At 43.5% G+C, this 19,449-nt stretch carries 14 protein-coding genes; all 14 read right to left on the reverse strand.

What is annotated here, in order from left to right; translation table 11 throughout:
* Window positions 1-15: 15 nt before the first annotated feature.
* Complete coding sequence (locus TOL_RS10985) at window positions 16-2,376, reverse strand: hypothetical protein (RefSeq protein WP_015487398.1); 2,361 nt, start codon at window positions 2,374-2,376, stop codon at window positions 16-18.
* An 8-nt stretch (window positions 2,377-2,384) separates the two neighbouring features.
* On the reverse strand, window positions 2,385-3,602 hold the full coding sequence (locus tag TOL_RS10990) for a glycosyltransferase (protein ID WP_015487399.1): 1,218 nt from the start codon (window positions 3,600-3,602) through the stop codon (window positions 2,385-2,387).
* Window positions 3,602-4,390: an ABC transporter permease gene (locus TOL_RS19530; protein ID WP_041588485.1), complete on the reverse strand. Its 789-nt coding sequence runs from the start codon at window positions 4,388-4,390 to the stop codon at window positions 3,602-3,604. Before TOL_RS19530 ends, TOL_RS10990 begins: the two co-directional genes overlap by 1 nt.
* A 290-nt stretch (window positions 4,391-4,680) precedes the next feature.
* On the reverse strand, window positions 4,681-5,406 hold the full coding sequence (gene pyrF / locus TOL_RS11000; protein ID WP_015487401.1) for an orotidine-5'-phosphate decarboxylase: 726 nt from the start codon (window positions 5,404-5,406) through the stop codon (window positions 4,681-4,683).
* The gene (locus TOL_RS11005) at window positions 5,403-6,581 is read right to left on the reverse strand and encodes a tetratricopeptide repeat protein (RefSeq protein ID WP_015487402.1); all 1,179 of its coding nucleotides are present in this window, start codon (window positions 6,579-6,581) and stop codon (window positions 5,403-5,405) included. Before TOL_RS11005 ends, pyrF begins: the two co-directional genes overlap by 4 nt.
* 158 nt (window positions 6,582-6,739) lie before the next feature.
* A complete protein-coding gene (gene ihfB, locus TOL_RS11010) occupies window positions 6,740-7,039 on the reverse strand; it encodes an integration host factor subunit beta (protein WP_015487403.1) in 300 nt (99 codons plus the stop codon).
* Window positions 7,040-7,268: 229 nt separating this feature from the next.
* Entirely contained in the window at window positions 7,269-8,951 is a 1,683-nt protein-coding gene (gene rpsA / locus TOL_RS11015; protein ID WP_025265191.1) for a 30S ribosomal protein S1, read from the reverse strand.
* A 153-nt stretch (window positions 8,952-9,104) separates the two neighbouring features.
* Window positions 9,105-9,785, reverse strand: a complete 681-nt coding sequence (gene cmk / locus TOL_RS11020) for a (d)CMP kinase (protein ID WP_015487405.1) — start codon at window positions 9,783-9,785, stop codon at window positions 9,105-9,107.
* A complete protein-coding gene (locus TOL_RS11025) occupies window positions 9,778-12,021 on the reverse strand; it encodes a bifunctional prephenate dehydrogenase/3-phosphoshikimate 1-carboxyvinyltransferase (RefSeq protein WP_015487406.1) in 2,244 nt (747 codons plus the stop codon). The genes cmk and TOL_RS11025 overlap by 8 nt, the downstream gene beginning before the upstream one ends.
* Window positions 12,018-13,136, reverse strand: a complete 1,119-nt coding sequence (gene hisC / locus TOL_RS11030; protein WP_015487407.1) for a histidinol-phosphate transaminase — start codon at window positions 13,134-13,136, stop codon at window positions 12,018-12,020. The genes TOL_RS11025 and hisC overlap by 4 nt, the downstream gene beginning before the upstream one ends.
* A gap of 12 nt (window positions 13,137-13,148) precedes the next feature.
* Window positions 13,149-14,240 (reverse strand): prephenate dehydratase, encoded by a 1,092-nt coding sequence (pheA, locus tag TOL_RS11035; protein ID WP_015487408.1) that lies wholly within the window; start codon window positions 14,238-14,240, stop codon window positions 13,149-13,151.
* Between the two features lie 28 nt (window positions 14,241-14,268).
* Complete coding sequence (gene serC / locus TOL_RS11040) at window positions 14,269-15,351, reverse strand: 3-phosphoserine/phosphohydroxythreonine transaminase (protein ID WP_015487409.1); 1,083 nt, start codon at window positions 15,349-15,351, stop codon at window positions 14,269-14,271.
* Between the two features lie 85 nt (window positions 15,352-15,436).
* Window positions 15,437-16,588 (reverse strand): Wzz/FepE/Etk N-terminal domain-containing protein, encoded by a 1,152-nt coding sequence (locus TOL_RS11045; RefSeq protein WP_015487410.1) that lies wholly within the window; start codon window positions 16,586-16,588, stop codon window positions 15,437-15,439.
* Window positions 16,585-19,260: a DNA gyrase subunit A gene (gene gyrA / locus TOL_RS11050; RefSeq protein WP_015487411.1), complete on the reverse strand. Its 2,676-nt coding sequence runs from the start codon at window positions 19,258-19,260 to the stop codon at window positions 16,585-16,587. The genes TOL_RS11045 and gyrA overlap by 4 nt, the downstream gene beginning before the upstream one ends.
* Window positions 19,261-19,449: the final 189 nt, after the last annotated feature.

Raw genomic sequence — 19,449 nt, forward strand, 5'->3', positions numbered from 1 at the left:
TTACAACACCGGGTTTCAACTAATATTTTTTGAGTTTTTCTGTTTTAACATAACTTTAAATCTGTAAGTATCATTATAATATCTTTGCTTTCGCCTAAGGTTACATAAGAAATTTGTCAACTTAAAAGAAAAATATGACAATACAGTAGATGATGGATTATAAGATTCAGATAGTGATATGCAATCCTTAGCACTATCATTTATAAGTGACAGTAATTGGAAGTACTCTTCATTTACTAAGAATTTTTCATTAGTAACAATATTCGATAATTTAGCTGGGCTCTTATCTTTAGGTATTATATAGCCAAAATTATTAGTCGAAGGCATACGAGGAATCGGAATGTTTCTATCAGCACATCTATATGCCTTTAGTGCAACATACGTAAGTTGAACCCATTTATTAAAATTTGAGGTTTTTGCGTATGGCCATAGTGTAAATTTATGACTACGTATAAATGATAAAAACCCTTCATTTCCGCCTGACAAATTAATAACTTCATTCGATCCTAAATCAGACACATTATCAATTTTCCCTATCTTGCTGGAGAAATCTATCGATGGAAATCTAATCATCTGGTCCAAGCATATTTTGGCAAACGACATAGGCGCACTAGAAGTTAAATTATAAAACTTACAGAAACTGACATAATTCTCGGAATATTTAATTGCATTTCGCTGATAACTCGCTATTAATGAATCGCTCTCAATTTCTATTTTTCTAGAGTTTTCTTGTTCCGATTTAAATGCTGGTACTACTTTCCCATGCTCTTTATTATATCCTACCACCGTGGCATGTGGTGCTCTCGTTAAAGTTTCCATAATAAAAACCGACCGGATCGTAGAATATCCAAACCATCCCATATGTGACTCATCACTCATAGTCCAATAATATTTGGATTTTGAAGCCTGCCGTTCATGCGCTGCCACCTTACATCCTAAATATATCCCGTGGATCTCTGGGCAGTCACCATGAAATCTAATCGACTGATAAATATTATCTTGTATTTGTCCGCTCCAGCCGACATCGACCATAGCAATTTTTTTATCTTTAAAGAAATTTAAATCTTCTAAATATTCAATAAATAACTCGTGCTGATCTATTCCTGTTTTAGTTACAAGTTTATTAATTTCAATATCATCTATCAAATTCAGGAACGGATCCCAAGTTTCAAAATTCGGAGGAAGCGGAGAATTAATTGAAGGGATCCCATATTCGCGGCAGCATCTATTTAAGATATCTTTATGAATTCTAAAAGGAGCAAGAATCTTATCAACAGTGTAAGTTCCAGTATTTTTTATACAATTTTGAAGTAGCTTTAAGGTAATACCATTTCGGAAATTAGGAGTAATACTTGCTAAACGAGATGTGTAAAAATATCTACTCTCAATTTTAGAATTTGGATGGAGCCCTTTAACCAAGTTATCAAATATAACCTTAAGAACCGCTCCTTCTCGAGAAAGAAAGTATATTTTTTTAATATCATGCTCTAAGCAATGCTCCACACACTTATGTAGATGCGAGGTCAACACAGGACCAAGAAGGCTTGCAGGCTCTCCAAGGTCATTAATCATTTTTCTATTTGAATATTTATAACCATTCAAACCCAAGAAATTTGGGTCATAATTATTCATATCGACATCTTTTTGTGCATCTCTAATATATTCAAACTCTTCTTTATCTTGAACTATATTTGAGTTCCAACCAACTGTTTTAGCACTCATTCCATCGGCTTCTTCATTGTCACCGAAATGAAAAATATAATTACCAGAAAAATCAATATCTTTTTCAATGAATTTAAATAAGTTGCCCGTTCGCTTTAGATATCCCGAATCACTAGAAACATAGATTTTCTCAAACCAAGATAAATCATACCCAGCACACTTAAGAATATTTTCTACATGAGACGTCGATAAATACATATCTGAAACCAAAATTATTTTCTGGCCATAGTCTTTAATCTTATTAAAGAATTCCAAAGCATGCTTATTTGGATATATAACAGAAAGCTCTAGATCAAGTTCTGTTGCCTGCAGTTCGGAAGCCAAATGTTCGGAATAACTAGAACCAAAGCAAATTTCTATCCATTTTCTACAAAATTCAATATAATCTACCTCAAAATCCAACCCTTTAGATTCTCTTCCCGCTGAAATTTCGACATACGCTTGATGCCTTGCTTCCCATGGGTCGGCTAATAAGGCAATACTTCTATCATTTGCTACTTTTTTCAGCCAATTACAAAGGCCATCAATAACAATTTTGGGTGACACATAACGGTGCACAAGCGTATCAAATATATCAAATGACAAAACCACACTATCTGCCACTAACAATTCGGCATATTCAAAGGCTGATTTACTTGACTTAAAGTGCTTCATATTAAAACTCAACCCATTATTTCTTTATATAAATTCATATGATTTTGAATGAGACTTCCTTGAGTGTAACTTCGCTCCACAGCCAATCTCGACTCTACACTCCAAGATTCAAGAATATCACAGTTCATCGCTAACTTTAGCCCATCAACCAATCCTTCGATATCTCCTTGATCGACTAAATATCCATTTTTCAAATGCTTTACCATGTCAACAACGCCACCTGTTTTATATCCAACAATAGGAGTTCCACAACTTAACGATTCTAGTACTGACAACGGCATATTGTCCGCCAGAGAACTAAATAGAAAGATATCTGCCGCAGAAAAGTATGCAGCCAATGTCACCGGTTCGGATATATAGCCAGTGAATACTCGATTAAAACCTTTAAGCCTTGAATTTATCTCTTCGCTATAACTACCAACTAAAATAATTAATGGATTATATTCTTCGAGTAATTGTACTGCTTCTATTGCTTGCGCTATGCCCTTTCTATAATCATTAAGGTCACCGGCAGAAATAATAACTTTTAATCCGTCATAATCTAAAATCCCCTTATCCGGAACATCATGCTTTCTCGCCGGATTATAAATAATTTCATCGACAGCGTTTGGTATGACAAATGGCCTATTCTTTATCATCTTGCTGTTATATGCCATATCAGCCATCCAATTGGATGGTGAAATCAAGGTGATATTAGATTTAGAGTGAACGTATTTTTTTAATCTCAAACCTATACTAGTTGTATCAACAACTGAATCTATAGGCCAATTTCCAGATTGCGGACAAGAACCGCACTTCTGCTTATATTTCTCACAACTTAAAGGATACAAGCAACCTCCAGTAAATGGAGAACAGTCATGCAAAGTCCATACAACATTGAAACTTTCCGCCAATAGACTTAATGTCAATGGGGATATCGCGGAGGATAAATCGTGAAAATGTATTACATCGGGGTTGAATTCTTTCACCTTCGAGAGTAACGATGGATATTCATAAGGTATATACTCAGGAAAACCAATTTTCTTAGTATAGTAATGCAACCTCCTTATACTTTGTTCATTTCGACCATAAAGCGACTTACGCGTGGAATTATAACCATATCCAGACCAACTAGCTAAGTGCTCTACTTGATGATTCAGATTATTCATTAAATCCGTTAGCTGTGAAGCGACCTTGCTAGCACCACCGCCGAATGAATCTGACTTACTTACCTGTAGTATTTTCATTAAATGACGTCCGAAAAATGCTTACTAACTCGATTAAACCACTTATAACCTAGAGAGAATATCAACAACGAGATGGAGATGTTACGAAGATAGTCGACAGAGTCTAGAATTTCACCGTGAAACAAAACGGCTCTAAAGCCTTCGATATAATAAACGAGGGGATTTAAATAGATCAGCTCTCTCATTGATTCTGGAACCATAGTTATGGAATAGAATACTGGACTCATAAACATCATCATCGTGAGTAGAGTTCCAATTAAATGTTGAAGATCCGAAAAAAAGACACCAAGACTCGAAATGACCCAAGACAAGCCAGCCACAGTAAGAAGTAAAGACAAAAGCAAAAAAATCAACTGAAATATTGCTAGACTAGGGAGACCCAGAACAACAAAGTATCCGATAAGAAAAACTCCAAAAGCTATTATGGCATTAAATAGTGCAGAAAACACAACCACAAGTGGCAATATATTTAGTGGGAAGACGATCTTTTTGACATAGGAAGTATTACCTCTTATGACCGTACTACTTCTTCCGATAGATTCAGAAAAAAAACTATAGATAATCATACCTACCATTATATTAAGAGCGAAAAATCCTAGCCCTTCATCACCTCTACCCCACCTCATCTTGAAGACAAAACTAAATACATAGGTGTATATTAACAAAGTAACTATAGGTGTTAATATCAGCCACAACCTGCCGAATATACTTCCTTTGAATTTTGATGAGATATCTCGTGAGGTAAGTTGAAATATCAACTCCAACCTTCTTAATAAAAATTCTATCACTATCGAGGTCCTGTTAATTAAAATTCAACTATAAAACTATAAAACTATAAAACTATAAAACTATAATCCCAACGACATTACCTGCTGAACTCCATCAGCCCATTAGTTTCATAAATTCCAATGCTCCGTCATATATTTCTTTAAACTACCTCAGCTTGCATTAATATAGTTTTATGCTGAGATAATACTCAGACACATTTAAGTCATTAATTGTAATATGTAAAGATTTAAAAAATACCAACAATTGTTCACTTGTTTGTAAAAAATCCCGAATATGTATAGGGCTAATATTAATTTCGCATAAACTCAATCGATTGAATGGTCAGGAGGCACACTCCTGACGGATCATAATTCTGAGTAATTGGCCTACCAATCACCATATAATCCACCCCCGCTTCCTTCGCCTGACGCGGCGTCATCACCCGCTTTTGATCACCAATATCGGAACCCTCTGGACGAATCCCGGGCGTTACAGTTAAAAATTCTTTCCCGCAGATATCACGGATCAATTTCACTTCTTGGGCGGAGCATACAACACCATCTAATCCTGATTTCTCGGTTAAGCGCGCTAAACGCTCTACTTGCTGAATAGGATCGATGTCTAAGCCAATGCCTGCAAGATCGCTGCGTTCCATTGAAGTTAAAACGGTAACGCCAATTAATAGTGGCTTGTGGCTTTTCTTTTCTAATTCTTCACGCGCAGCAACCATCATGCGTTCGCCGCCGGATGCGTGTACGTTGACCATCCACACACCAAGGTCGGCAGCAACGCCTACCGCTTTTGCGCAGGTATTAGGAATATCGTGGAATTTTAAATCGAGAAACACTTCGAAACCGCGTTTATGCAGCTGTTCCAAAATCATCGGGCCAGTGGCCGTGTAGAGTTCTTTACCGACTTTCATCCGACACAAGGTCGGGTCTAGTTGGTCTGCCATTGCCAACGCTTGTTCAGCGGTTGGAAAATCGAGTGCGACAACAATTGGCGATTTAATTGTTGTTGAAGATGATGTCGTCATAGGTCCAATTTTGCCATTGGTGGCGCGGGAACAAATGCAGTGACAGTCGACCAGTTTTTACAACTCGGGCAGCGCCAATGGGGTTCCTTCGCCTTGAATCCGCAGTTAGTACAAACAAACTTAGGTTCGCTTGCAACAATTCGCCGCAGGATATCATAGACCACTAGTAACTGCGACTTGTCGAGCTGCTGACGGTGCTGCACGACAAGCTCAACTAAGGCGAAAAAGCCCTGATTTGATGGATGATTTTTCAGTTCTGCTAACAATTGAGGAATGGCCTGATTTGGGCCTTCTTCGCTAGCCAGCGATTCCATTGTTGCGATTAACGCGGGTACGTAATGGGTTAAATTCCAGTGCCGTTGTAGGTGCTCTTTCAAGCCCTTGCTATCATCTACAGCCTTAAATGCCAGCACCAAGCGGTCAAGTATTCGCACTAACGCTTGGTCATCTAAATCAACAGCTTTTAAATAACAACGAATGGCTTCCCGATATTCACCTTGGTGGTACGCCATATCCGCCAACACAACAAATGCGCGTGCGCAACGAGAATCAATTTTTAACGCTTGCCGACAAAGGTTCTGTGTTTCTAAATAGTTGCCACGGGCTACCGCTCGCTCGGCAAGTTCGCAAACAGCATGAGAAATACGGCGATCCAACAGATCTAAAGAGGCGAATTTACGCTGTTTGTGAAGATCAAATATACGTTGCCACTCACCTTCTTCCTCTAATAACTCAACAAGATAACGAGAGGCTTGTTCGTGCACTCGCCCCTTGCTTTCCAACAATTCAACGTACAGTTTCTCCGCGCGATCCAATAATCCAGCACACGAATAATCCAGTGCCAATTCAAGTTCAAGTAGATGCAGTGTACTGCGAGGCAAATCAGCGCGTGCAAACAGTGCTTGATGAAGATGAATAGCGCGATCAGCCTCGCCCTTTTCTCGTAAGCTACGTCCTAGCTTTAAAAAAAGATCGATGGCATCGTCATCAATTTGATCAACATTAAGAAGTTTTGCTAACGAGGCATCGTTAGATTCTGCGAGGAGGTATTCAATGCTTGGAATCCAGTCTGGCTTTTCCGATTTTTTTCCTTGCTGCGCAAAGCGATAACCAAACGTCCAGCCTAGTGCGACTCCAGTGAGCAATAAGATATAAACCAGCGCCGAATCCATCATAAGCCGTCAGGCATTCCTATTGTCGCACCAAAATAAAACAAGACATCACATATCGCTGGCCACTATACCAACGCTCAATTGAGAAGACTAAATCTAGACCCGCTAAATCGACGAATGATCCGTACTAGATCAACAAATCTGAGATTAAATCTTAAATCTCAGTCATCCTCAGGATCCAACCCGTCGTTAACTTGATCGCGCAGTTCCTTACCCGGCTTGAAATGAGGAACAAACTTACCCGTCAGATCGACCGTCTCACCGGTTTTCGGATTGCGACCCGTACGAGGCGCGCGATAGTGCAGCGAAAAACTGCCGAAGCCGCGAATTTCGATGCGCTCGCCAGACGATAACGTCAGCGACATGTGATCAAGCAAGGTTTTAACAGCCAGCTCAACATCTTTCGATGAAAGCTGAGGTTGTCTTCCAACAATACGTTCTATTAACTCAGATTTTGTCACCGCCTATCCCTCCTTGAGAACAAAGCTTCACAATAAATCTAGCTAAATCATGCAGTTAGCTCAACCCTTTTGCAAGCAAGCAATGCACACTGTGATCAGAAAATATGCAAATTGTCCACTCCGTACGTCACTATCAGCACCATAAAAGCCATAAAGGTCAAAATGATTTTCTTCGGGCATAAAAAAACCCGCCGAAGCGGGTTTCTTTAAACGGTTAACTCAACAAGACTTAGTCTTTTTGGTTTAACTGTTCTTTGATCAGGTCACCAATAGTGGTAGGACCAGTGATCTCAGCGTCTGCTTTCGCACGCTGTTCTTTCAATGCTGCTTTATCGTCTACGCTGTCTTTCGCTTTGATAGACAGAGCGATAGTACGATTCTTACGATCAACGACAGTGATAACGGCTTCAACCATGTCACCTTCGTTCAGAACGTTACGAGCATCTTCTACTTTATCGCGGCTGATTTCAGACGCTTTCAAAGTTGCTTCAACACCTGGCAATATCTCGATAGTTGCAGATTTTGCTTCAACAGCGATTACTTTACCGTTGATGATAGTGCCTTTGTCATTCTCAGAAACGTATTCAGAGAATGGATCGCTTTCTAGCTGCTTAACACCTAGAGAAATGCGCTCGCGCTCTGGATCGATAGAAAGAATAACCGTTTCTAGCTCATCGCCTTTCTTGTATGCACGAACGGCTTCTTCGCCAGTATCGTTCCAAGAAATATCAGACAAGTGAACCAAACCGTCGATGCCGCCATCTAGACCGATGAAGATACCGAAATCAGTGATTGACTTGATCTTACCAGAGATCTTGTCGCCTTTATTGCACTTAGTGCCAAACTCTTCCCATGGGTTCATGGTGCATTGTTTGATACCAAGAGAGATACGACGACGTTCTTCGTCGATATCCAAAACCATTACATTCACTTCGTCGCCCACTTGAACAACTTTGCTTGGGTGAATGTTTTTGTTAGTCCAATCCATTTCAGAAACGTGAACCAGACCTTCAACACCTTCTTCCAACTCAGCAAAACAGCCGTAATCAGTCAGGTTAGTAACGCGTGCAGTAACACGAGCGTTTTCTGGGTAACGATCATTGATGTTAACCCATGGATCATCGCCCAACTGCTTCAGACCTAGAGAAACGCGGTTACGCTCACGGTCGAATTTCAATACTTTAACGTCGATTTCATCGCCAACAGCAACGATTTCGCTTGGGTGCTTAATACGCTTCCACGCCATGTCAGTGATGTGTAGCAAGCCGTCAACACCGCCCAGATCTACGAATGCACCGTAGTCGGTCAGGTTCTTAACGATACCCTTAACAGACTGACCTTCTTGCAGGTTAGCCAGTAATTCTTCGCGTTCTTGGCTGTTAGCAGCTTCAAGAACCGCACGGCGAGATACAACAACGTTGTTACGCTTAGCATCTAGCTTGATAACTTTGAATTCTAATTCTTTGCCTTCAAGGTGAGCAGTATCGCGAACAGGGCGAACGTCTACCAATGAACCAGGCAAGAATGCACGGATGTTTTTAAGGTCAACTGTGAAGCCGCCTTTAACTTTACCGTTGATAACACCGATAACCATTTCGTCAGCTTCGAAAGCTTTCTCAAGCTCTTTCCAGCTTTCAGCGCGCTTGGCTTTTTCACGAGATAGTTTAGTTTCGCCGAAACCATCTTCAACCGCTTCTAGAGAAACGTAAGTTTCATCACCGATCGCAACTTCTAGTTCGCCTTTGTCGTTCAGGAACTGGCTACGTGGGATAACGGCTTCAGACTTTAGACCTGAGTTAACAGTTACCCAGTCGCTATCGATATCAACAATAGTACCGATAACAATTGAACCTGGTTTCATGTCCAGATCTTTTAAGGATTCTTCAAATAAATCTGCAAAGCTTTCGCTCATGCTCATGAGTATCTACCTATCTCGTTAGTGCGCGTTTCCGGTGTGAATAATGGAAAGCTGCGCTATCCAAATGGCCAGTCACTTGGTGTTAGTCAATATAAAAATTCCTTTGCTTCTTCTCTGTTGAGAGCTGGCTAGCAAAAGAGTTTCATCTCAGATCAGTCCTAAATTACGGACCTGATTCATTACCAATTCACAGACTTCATCAATAGATCTTGATGTACTATCAATCAGTAAAGCGTCTTCCGCAGGGCGTAGAGGTGCAACAGCACGAGTGCTATCACGCTCGTCACGAGCCCGGATGTCTTCGATAAGGGCGGGTAAACTAGCATTAAATCCCTTTTGACGCAACTGTTCATAACGTCTACGGCCACGTTCTTCGGCACTCGCAGTGAGAAAAATCTTAACCGTCGCATCGGTAAAAACAACCGTTCCCATATCTCGGCCATCAGCGATAACACCGGGTGCTTCACGGAAATCACGTTGGCGCTGCAGCAGCGCTGCGCGAACTGCCGGAAGAGCGGCAACCTGCGATGCTAAACTGCCGACTTCTTCTGTGCGAATGGTGTCAGTAACATCATCGCCCTCAAGAATGACACGCACGCCGACTGGTGTTGGTTCAAACATGACATCTAAATTTGCCGCAATCGATGCAACGGATTCTTCATCTTCCAGATCAACATTGCGTCGCTGCGCGGCCAAGCCAGTAATGCGATACAGCGCACCGCTATCAAGCAAACGCCAACCCAGTACTTCCGCTAACTTAGCGCAAACAGTGCCTTTACCGGCACCGGAAGGTCCGTCGATGGTGATTACTGGTGCAATATCAGGCATCCACAGATTCCTCATTAACTTTGAGGGCTAAACCGGCTGCATTAGCCAATTCAACAAACCCCGGGAATGAGGTCGCGACGTTTGCGCAATCACGCACAATAATAGGGTCGCTACCGCGTAGAGAAGCCATGGCAAAGCTCATGGCAATACGATGATCGTGCTGACTTTCAATCTCACCGCCGCCAAAGCTTCCGGCAGCACCAAAACCTTGAATAATAGCGCCATCGTGTGTGCCTTTCGCATCAACACCTAGCGTGACTAAACCATCAACCATGGCTTGAATACGATCACTTTCTTTAACGCGCAGTTCTTCTGCACCTGTTAATACGGTTTCGCCTTCGGCACAAGCAGCCGCGATAAAGATGGCTGGAAATTCATCAATGGCCAAAGGGACTTGATCTTCAGGGATATGAATACCCTTTAACTGGGCGCTTCGAATTCGAATGTCAGCAACCGGTTCACCGCCCACTTCACGTTCATTCAACACCTCAATATTACCGCCCATGGCGCGTAAAATATTAATCACACCAATACGCGTCGGATTAATACCCACATGCTGCAGGGTAATGTCGGAACCCGGCATAATGCTGGCGCCAACCATATAAAAGGCGGCAGAAGAAATATCCGCAGGAACATCAATGCTTGTGGCCGTTAATTCACCACCAGATTTCAACGTCACTTTATTGCCATCAACCTGCACATCGTAACCAAAACCTTTAAGCATGCGCTCGGTATGGTCACGCGTTGGGGCTGGCTCAGTAACTGAGGTTTCACCTTCGGCATAAAGACCAGCAAGCAAAACGCAACTCTTTACCTGTGCACTGGCCATCGGTAAATCGTAATGAATGCCTTTTAATTTACTACCACCCATCACCTTAATAGGAGGACGTCCCGCTTCCGCCGTTTCGACAGCTGCGCCCATTAATCGCAATGGGTCAGCAACACGCCCCATCGGACGCTTAGATAAGGATTCATCACCACTCATCTCAACATCAAACACCTGTCCAGCCATTAAGCCAGCCAATAAACGCATAGAAGTACCTGAGTTACCTAAGTACAAAGCATTTGGCGGTGTCTGTAAGCCATGCAAACCAACACCATGAATGGTTACGCGACCTCGATGCGGCCCTTCAATCACAACACCCATATCGCGAAATGCTTGCAGCGTGGCGAGGCTATCTTCACCTTCCAAAAAGCCGCTTACTTCAGTTGTGCCGTTGGCCAATGACCCCAGCATAATGGATCGATGAGAAATCGATTTGTCGCCGGGTACACGGAAGCTGCCAGACAGCGCCTGACCTGGAGTCGCAATATAAGTAACAGATGCAGTTTTCATAGGATCCACATAGGCCCGTCGGGCGAGTATTTTAGAAAAATGGTCACGCGCCACCTTGGCTCGGGTTAATACGCCCATAACGGTAGTCGTATCTCCCAGCTCAATCGCAGCGCGCAGAAATTTAAGATCGTGCTCGAACAAATCTAAGGTCTTTAGTATTTGCTCGCGGTTGGCAGAAAATATATCTCGCCACATAACAGGGCTACTGGCAGCAATTCGGGTGAAATCACGAAAACCGCCCGCAGCGTAGTTAAAAATTTCTTTATTTTCATGGCTATTGGCTAGGGTATCTACCAAAGAATAAGCCAATAAATGCGGTAAATGGCTGGTTGCTGCCAAGACCTCATCGTGGTGCTCTACCGCCATATCTTCAATATCTGCGCCCACTGCGCGCCAAGCTTGACGCACCAGTTTTAAGGCTTTGCTATCGGTATGAGCTTCGGGGGTAATAATGACCTTATGATGAACATATAGATTTTCATCCGCAGCCAAAACACCACTGCGTTCAGACCCCGCAATAGGATGACCTAACACAAAACGTGTAAAACCATCGCCAAACACAGCCTTTACATCAGCCGCTACCGAACCTTTAACAGATCCAACATCCGTGAGCACAGCAGTGGACGAAATCGAAGCAAGTATACTTTCCAGCACGCCGCGGACAGCCATAATCGGCACCGAAATAATAATTAAATCGGCATCAGCAACGACGTCCGTAATATCCTCACTGAAAAAATCAATTAACCCAGCCTCTTGGGCTAGCGTCATTGACTCTAGATTTCGATCGTATCCACTAACAAAACCAACGTGCCCACGAGCACGCAAGCCTTTAACCCAAGAACAGCCAATCAAACCTAAACCGATAACGGCAATTCGCTCAATTCGAAACTCGGAACTCAAGACAGCACCGCAGTTAAAGCAGCCACAAAAACCTCATTCTCGGCTGATGTACCAATCGATACTCGCAAGTATTCAGGCATTTCATAGTTGGCAACAGGCCGAACAATAACACCACGTTGCAATAAACCCTGATAAACATCCATCGCATTAACGCCAGTAGGTACTTTGAAGCAGACAAAGTTACCAACCGAAGGAATATGACTTAAATTCAAGGCATGAAATGCCTCTACCAAGCGTTTCATGCCGGCATTATTCTCAGCAACACTGCGTGAGACATAATCGGTATCTGTCAAAGTTGCTTTAGCAGCAGCCAACGCGAACGAATCGACATTAAAAGGTGGGCGCACGCGATTTAATAAATCGGCAATCTCAGGACTCGATACACCGTACCCTACGCGTAATGAGGCCAAGCCATACGCTTTAGAAAAAGTACGAGTAACCACCAAGTTAGGATACTGCTCTAATAAGCGCAGACCATTGGGATACTCGGCTTCATCAACATATTCAAAATACGCCTCATCTAGCAGCACCAAAACACGCTGAGGCACTTGGTCCATAAAGCGCACTAACTCGGTTTTAGTTAGCCAAGTACCGGTTGGATTATTAGGGTTAGTAATAAATACGATGCGTGTTTTTTCTGTAACAGCCGACGCCATAGCCTCTAAATCATGGCCGAAGTTCCTCGCCGGAACTTCGATAGTATTGGCACCCACCATTTTGGCAACTAAGCCATAAATAGCAAAAGCATGCTGCGATACCACAATTTCATCGCCATCATTAACAAAAACACGGGTGATAAAATCGAGAATATCGCTAGATCCGTTACCCAGCGTAATTTGTTCTGGACGAATATCGAGTGCTTCGCACAAGGCTTTTTTTAATTCAAAACCGGCACCATCAGGATAGCGAGTTAAATCAGCAAGTTCATTGCGAATAGCGTCAAGCGCCTTTGGACTCGGGCCTAATGGATTTTCATTACTAGCCAATTTAACGATATCGGCTTCGTTCAAACCCAGTTCGCGCGCTAATTCATCAATCGGTTTGCCAGGCTGATAAGGTCGTAACCCACGCACACCCTCAACCGCTAATTCAGTAAAATCTACTGCCCCAGTCATTATAAAGTCACCTCAAAGAACGGCTTTAGGATATGAACCTAACCACTTAAAATCGACCGCCACATCACGTAAACGCTGCATTAATGGCGAAATACGTTGATCATTTTTATGGCCTTCAAAATCAATAAAGAACAAATAATTCCACGTACCAGAATGATCTGGACGGGTTTCAATACGGGTCAAACTGACTCCAGCTTCATGAAATGGGGCTAATACATTGTACAAGGCACCCGGCTGGTTACGGCTAGAAACCATAATCGACGTTTTATCATCACCGCTTGGAATGGTCTCTTGCTTACCAATAATCAAAAAGCGTGTGGTGTTATCAGGACGATCTTCAATGTTCGCATTACGCACTTCTAGCTCATAGAGCTCTGCCGCTGCTTCGCCAGCAATTGCAGCCGCGCCAACTTCGGAAGATGCTCGACGCGCCGCTTCGGCGTTCGAACTTACTGCTATGCGCTCCACATTAGGGAAGTTTTGATCCAGCCATAAACGGCACTGACCTAACGACTGCGCATGCGAGTATATGCGCTGCACATTATCCGTTAATGATTTTACTAACATGTGGTGATGAATACGCAGAGTCACTTCACCACAGATATACAGATTCGAATCATAAAAGCTATCTAACGTATGAGTAACAACACCTTCAGTCGAGTTCTCCACCGGCACAACACCGTACTGTGCAGAACCACTTTCCACTTCACGGAAGACATCCGCAATAGATACCTGACCAGCACAGGTCACCGCATGGCCAAAATGCTTCACCGCAGCCTGCTGAGTAAACGTACCGTGCGGACCTAGATAAGCGATCGTTAATGGCTCTTCGAGTGCCAAGCATTGCGACATAATTTCACGAAAAACGCGCGCAATGGACTCATTCGGTAATGGTCCTTCATTGCGCGCCATGACATTCAGCAATACTTGCGCTTCTCGTTCTGGACGATAGAAAGTAACAAGGCTGCCAGGCTCCGCATACTTATACTTCACCTCAGCAACCTGCTGAGCACATTTAGCCCGCTCATTAATCAATAATTGAATCTGTTGATCCAAAGCATCAATTTGCTGGCGTAATTGATCGAGTTCCTGTGCTTCGCTCATGAATATTCCGATGGTCAGACAGTATGAATTAGCTATTACGCTGCGCAAAATCCGCCATAAATGCAATCAATGCATCTACTGCTTCTTCTGAAACGGCGTTATAAATACTTGCGCGCATGCCACCAACGCTGCGATGGCCCGCTAGGTTTAATAAACCCGCAGCTTCGCTTTCTGCTAAGAAAGATTTTTCTAACGAAGCATCCGCCAAAGTAAATGGCACGTTCATAATGGAGCGATTCGCTATGGCTACTGGATTGGCATAAAACGGATTCGTATCGATAAAGCCATAAAGCTTCTCTGCTTTACGACGATTGACCTTCGCAATGGCTTCCAAGCCACCTTGCTCTTTCAGCCACTCGAACACTAAGCCCGCTAAATACCAGCTGTAAGTCGGCGGTGTGTTGTACATAGACGCGTTATCAGCACAAACCTTGTAGTCAAACATGGTCGGTGTTCCAGCAATGGTGTCGCCAAGCAAGTCTTCACGTACGATAACAACACACAATCCCGCTGGGCCAATATTCTTCTGCGCTCCAGCGTAAATCAAACCAAACTTGGTCACATCCAGTGGCTCAGACAAAATGCAAGATGAGAAATCCGCGACAAGAACTTTGTCACCAACATCTGGAATATAGTCAAACGCGACACCGCCAATGGTTTCATTCGGGCAATAATGAACATAAGCCGCATCGGCACTTAAATTAAGTTCATCCTGAGAAGGTGCCGAGGTAAATGCATTGCCTTCGGTGGTCGCAGCAACATTGACTTCACAGTAACGCTTAGCTTCGGCAATCGCCTTGATAGACCACTGCCCAGTATTGATGTAGTCGGCTTTATTACCACCACGCAATAAGTTCATAGGAACCATAGTGAACTGACTACTCGCACCACCCTGCATAAACAAGACTTTATAATTGTCTGGGATGTTCATTAGGTCGCGTAAATCTTGCTCGGCTTTTTCCGCGACGCCAACGTAGTCCTTACTGCGGTGGCTCATCTCCATGATGGATAAGCCCTTTTCATGCCAGTTAGCTAGTTCTTTTCCAGCGCGCTCAAGCACAGTTTCTGGTAACGCTGCAGGACCGGGACAAAAATTAAATACTCGACTCATGGTGTTTTTACACTCGTTCTCAAAGTCACTTACATTTAAACAAGCAAGCGCACTTTAGTGTGCGCATTACTCAATCAATTTTTACTTAAGCTGCCCAATGAGGAGGGCGCTTTGCCTTTCTTTTCGCTGATTGTTGTTCTTTACGACGCACATTAGCAGCAGCTAATAAAGCGAACATAATACCAGCCATAAAACCGGCAACTCCGCCTAAAGCTACCACTAATATTTTACGAGGTTTAATTGGCCGAAGCGGTAAAATAGCACCTTGGTCTAATTGGACGTATCGAACAGCATCCCAATCAATACTTAGGGTCTCAAGCAGAGAGATATTCCACAGCAACTCAGGCAAACCTTTGATATAAATATCTTCACCACCTTCAATGGAACGATTCTTTAGCTGCTCGACTTCAGAAAGAAGTGCTTTTCTTCCCATCATGTATAACGGTGGTTCACTACTGACAACCACGTCATTAGAACTGTAGAAAGGACGCTCCTGACCAATACTTTCGGCTATTTTTGCCGCCTCTGATAATTCAGCAATTCGTAACTGCTTTGCAGCCAAGTAGCCAGTACGCATATTAGCCGCCCAAACTTTATATTGATTCAACTGACTAGTAACCGCTAAATCCATCTGGTTTTTAATACGCGCGTCATAGCTCTCTATAATGAATTCACCATATTGATTTAAAATACTAGTCGCTAATTGCGGATCGGATAAGTCGAAGGTGATTTTCAAAAACAAATCCCCCCCATCTTTTGCACCCGGATCCAGATACTCAAAACGTTCAGAAAACAGACTAAAGTTCTGCTCATCTGTTAATTTTTCATCATGAATTAGAGCTAAGAGAGCTGGATTTTGCTCACTAAGAAGCTTCTGATAGAACGCTCGCTTTACTGTACCCGACTTAGCCATCCCTCGAAGTTCTGAAAAGGCACGCCCAGTCCCTAGTGAAAAAATGACTTCGTCTTTTCTTCGCTCTACTTTCCCACCAGACGTTACTTCGAACGTTTCTTTTAATCGCGGTTGATTCAATTGACTTAAACCCGCTGACGCTATCTCTTTATAAACTAGCTCTGTACGGTACGTGGGTGTTGCCAGCAGCGCATAAAGCACTGCGACAACAACACCCACAAAAGCAGTACCAACCAACCAGTACCACTTTGATTTAATATCGTCGATCAAATCAAACAAATCGATTTCGTCTTCGGCCTTATATCCAGACTCTAGATTACTCATTCCGCGTCGCCCTCTTCATCACCTTCAGAGTCAGAAGCATCATCATCCATTACTGAATCATCTGCATTGTCGACCAAACCAGTTTCCATCTCACTAGCTTCGCCATCAAGGACAACACCATCAATAACCAGCTCGTCTTCATCAGGATCACAAATACGTTCAACGCCAACGAGTTTTTCTTTATCCGCGATACGAATCAGAGTAACACCTTGAGTATTACGGCCTAACAAAGACACTTCACTAGTACGAGTACGAACAAGCGTACCCTGATCACTCACCAGCATTACTTCATCGCCTTCGAATACCTGTACAGCGCCAACTAAAGCACCGTTACGCTCACTGGTGACCATAGCGATAACGCCTTGAGTACCACGGCCTTTGGTTGGGAATTCCGTTACCAGTGTACGCTTACCATAACCACGCTCAGAAGCGGTTAAGATCGCGCCATTTTCTTCAGGAATAATTAACGAGATAACGCGCTGACCTTCACCTAAGCGAATACCACGCACACCGCGGGCTGTTCGACCCATAGCGCGCACGTCGGTTTCTTTAAAGCGTACCGCTTTACCGGCGTTGCTCAGCATCAAGATTTCTTGTGTACCATCGGTAATAGCAACACCAACCAAGTGATCGCCTTCATCCAATTCACAGGCGATTAGGCCCGAAGAACGTGGACGAGAGAATTGATCCAATGTGGTTTTCTTCACCGTACCGCGTGCTGTCACCATAAACACATAACGTTCTGCGCTGTATTCTGGTACTGGCAGAATTGCAGTAATGCGCTCGCCTTCTTCCGAAAGATTCAATACGTTAACGATCGGACGGCCTTTCGCATTACGACTCGCTTGCGGAATATCATAAACCGTTAGCCAATACACCTTGCCGGCATCGGTAAAACATAGAACCGTGTCATGGCTGTTAACCACTAACAGGTGTTCGATAAAGTCTTCATCCTTAACCGAAGCCGCTGACTTACCTTTACCACCACGTTTCTGCGCTTGGTAGGCATCCATCGGTTGCGTCTTGGCATAACCACCATGGGAAAGGGTTAAGACCAGGGTTTCTTCAGGAATTAAATCACGAGTCGTCAAGTCACGCTTAACGGCCATAATTTCAGTTTTACGTTCATCGCCGTACTCTTCGCGAATGGCCACTAGCTCTTCACGAATCACTTCCATCAAACGCTCGCCACTACCAAGAATTTCTAAATACTCAGCAATTTCAGCTAATTTAATTTGGTATTCTTCGATCAGTTTTTCGTGCTCTAAGCCTGTCAGTTTTTGCAAGCGTAAATCGAGAATGGCTTGAGCTTGAGCAGGTGACAAATGGTAAAGACCATCGCGGAAACCGTATTCTTCTGGCAGATCATCAGGGCGACAGGCATCTTCACCAGCACGCTCTAACATATCCAGCACATCGCCCGGCTGCCACGCAGCAGCAATCAAAGCTTCTTTCGCTTCTGAAGCCGTTGGCGACTGTTTGATCAGCGCAATAACAGGGTCGATATTGGCTAACGCTAACGCTAAGCCTTCTAACAAATGACCACGCTCACGCGCTTTGCGCAGATTATAAATAGTGCGGCGCGTAACGACTTCACGGCGATGTTTAATAAAGGCATCAAGCAATTGGCGCAAATTCAAAATGCGCGGCTGACCGTCAACCAAGGCTACGGTGTTAATACCAAACACACCTTGCAGCTGGGTTTGCGCAAACAGGTTGTTTAATACGACTTCTGGCATTTCGCCACGACGCAGTTCAATCACGATACGCATGCCGTCTTTATCAGACTCGTCGCGCAGCTCCGTGATGCCTTCTAATTTCTTCTCTTTTACCAGCTCCGCAATTTTTTCAATCAAGCGTGCTTTGTTTACCTGATAAGGAATCTCGGTAAAGATAATACTGATCTTGCCGTTACGTTCGTCTTCTTCAAAATGATGACGTGCACGCAAGTAAATACGGCCACGGCCCGTGCGGTATGCTTCAACAATACCATCGCGACCATTGATAAAGGCGCCAGTAGGGAAATCGGGGCCAGGAATATATTCCATCAAATCGTCGATGGTGAGATCGGGATTGTCGATCAAGGCCAAACAACCATTCAACACTTCAGTGAGGTTATGCGGCGGAATATTCGTCGCCATACCAACCGCGATACCCGAAGAGCCATTAACCAATAGATTCGGTACACGAGTCGGCATTACTGCAGGAATGAGTTCCGTACCGTCATAGTTAGGCACCCAATCAACGGTTTCTTTGTCGATGTCGGCCAAAATATCGTGTGCGATTTTTTGCATACGAATTTCGGTGTAACGCATCGCCGCAGCGGAATCACCATCAACAGAACCGAAGTTACCTTGACCATCCACCAGCGTGTAACGCATAGAGAAGTCTTGCGCCATACGAACGATGGTATCGTAAACCGCAGAGTCACCGTGTGGATGGTATTTACCGATTACGTCACCAACAACACGAGCGGATTTTTTATAGGGTTTATTCCAATCGTTTCCAAGAACATTCATCGCATGCAGAACGCGTCGATGAACGGGTTTTAAACCATCCCGCACGTCTGGCAGAGCACGTCCTACAATTACACTCATCGCGTAATCTAGATACGACTGCTGCAGCTCATCCTCAATGTTAATCGGAAGAACTTCTTTGGCTAACTCACCCATAAATTTCTGGCCCGTTTAGTTCGGCTCACTCACATCGTAAATTCGATATGAATGATGCTGTCCTTGTTATTTGGATGACAGGCTCAAGCCCGTCAATAAAGCGCTGAATGATACCACAAAACAACGAGATACCTAATGAGAGCGCCTGTACGGCGATTTCAGCCGTTTTTGCTCTAAACCGCCAGCTTC

The sequence above is a fragment of the Thalassolituus oleivorans MIL-1 genome (assembly GCF_000355675.1).
Lineage (GTDB): Bacteria > Pseudomonadota > Gammaproteobacteria > Pseudomonadales > Oceanobacteraceae > Thalassolituus > Thalassolituus oleivorans.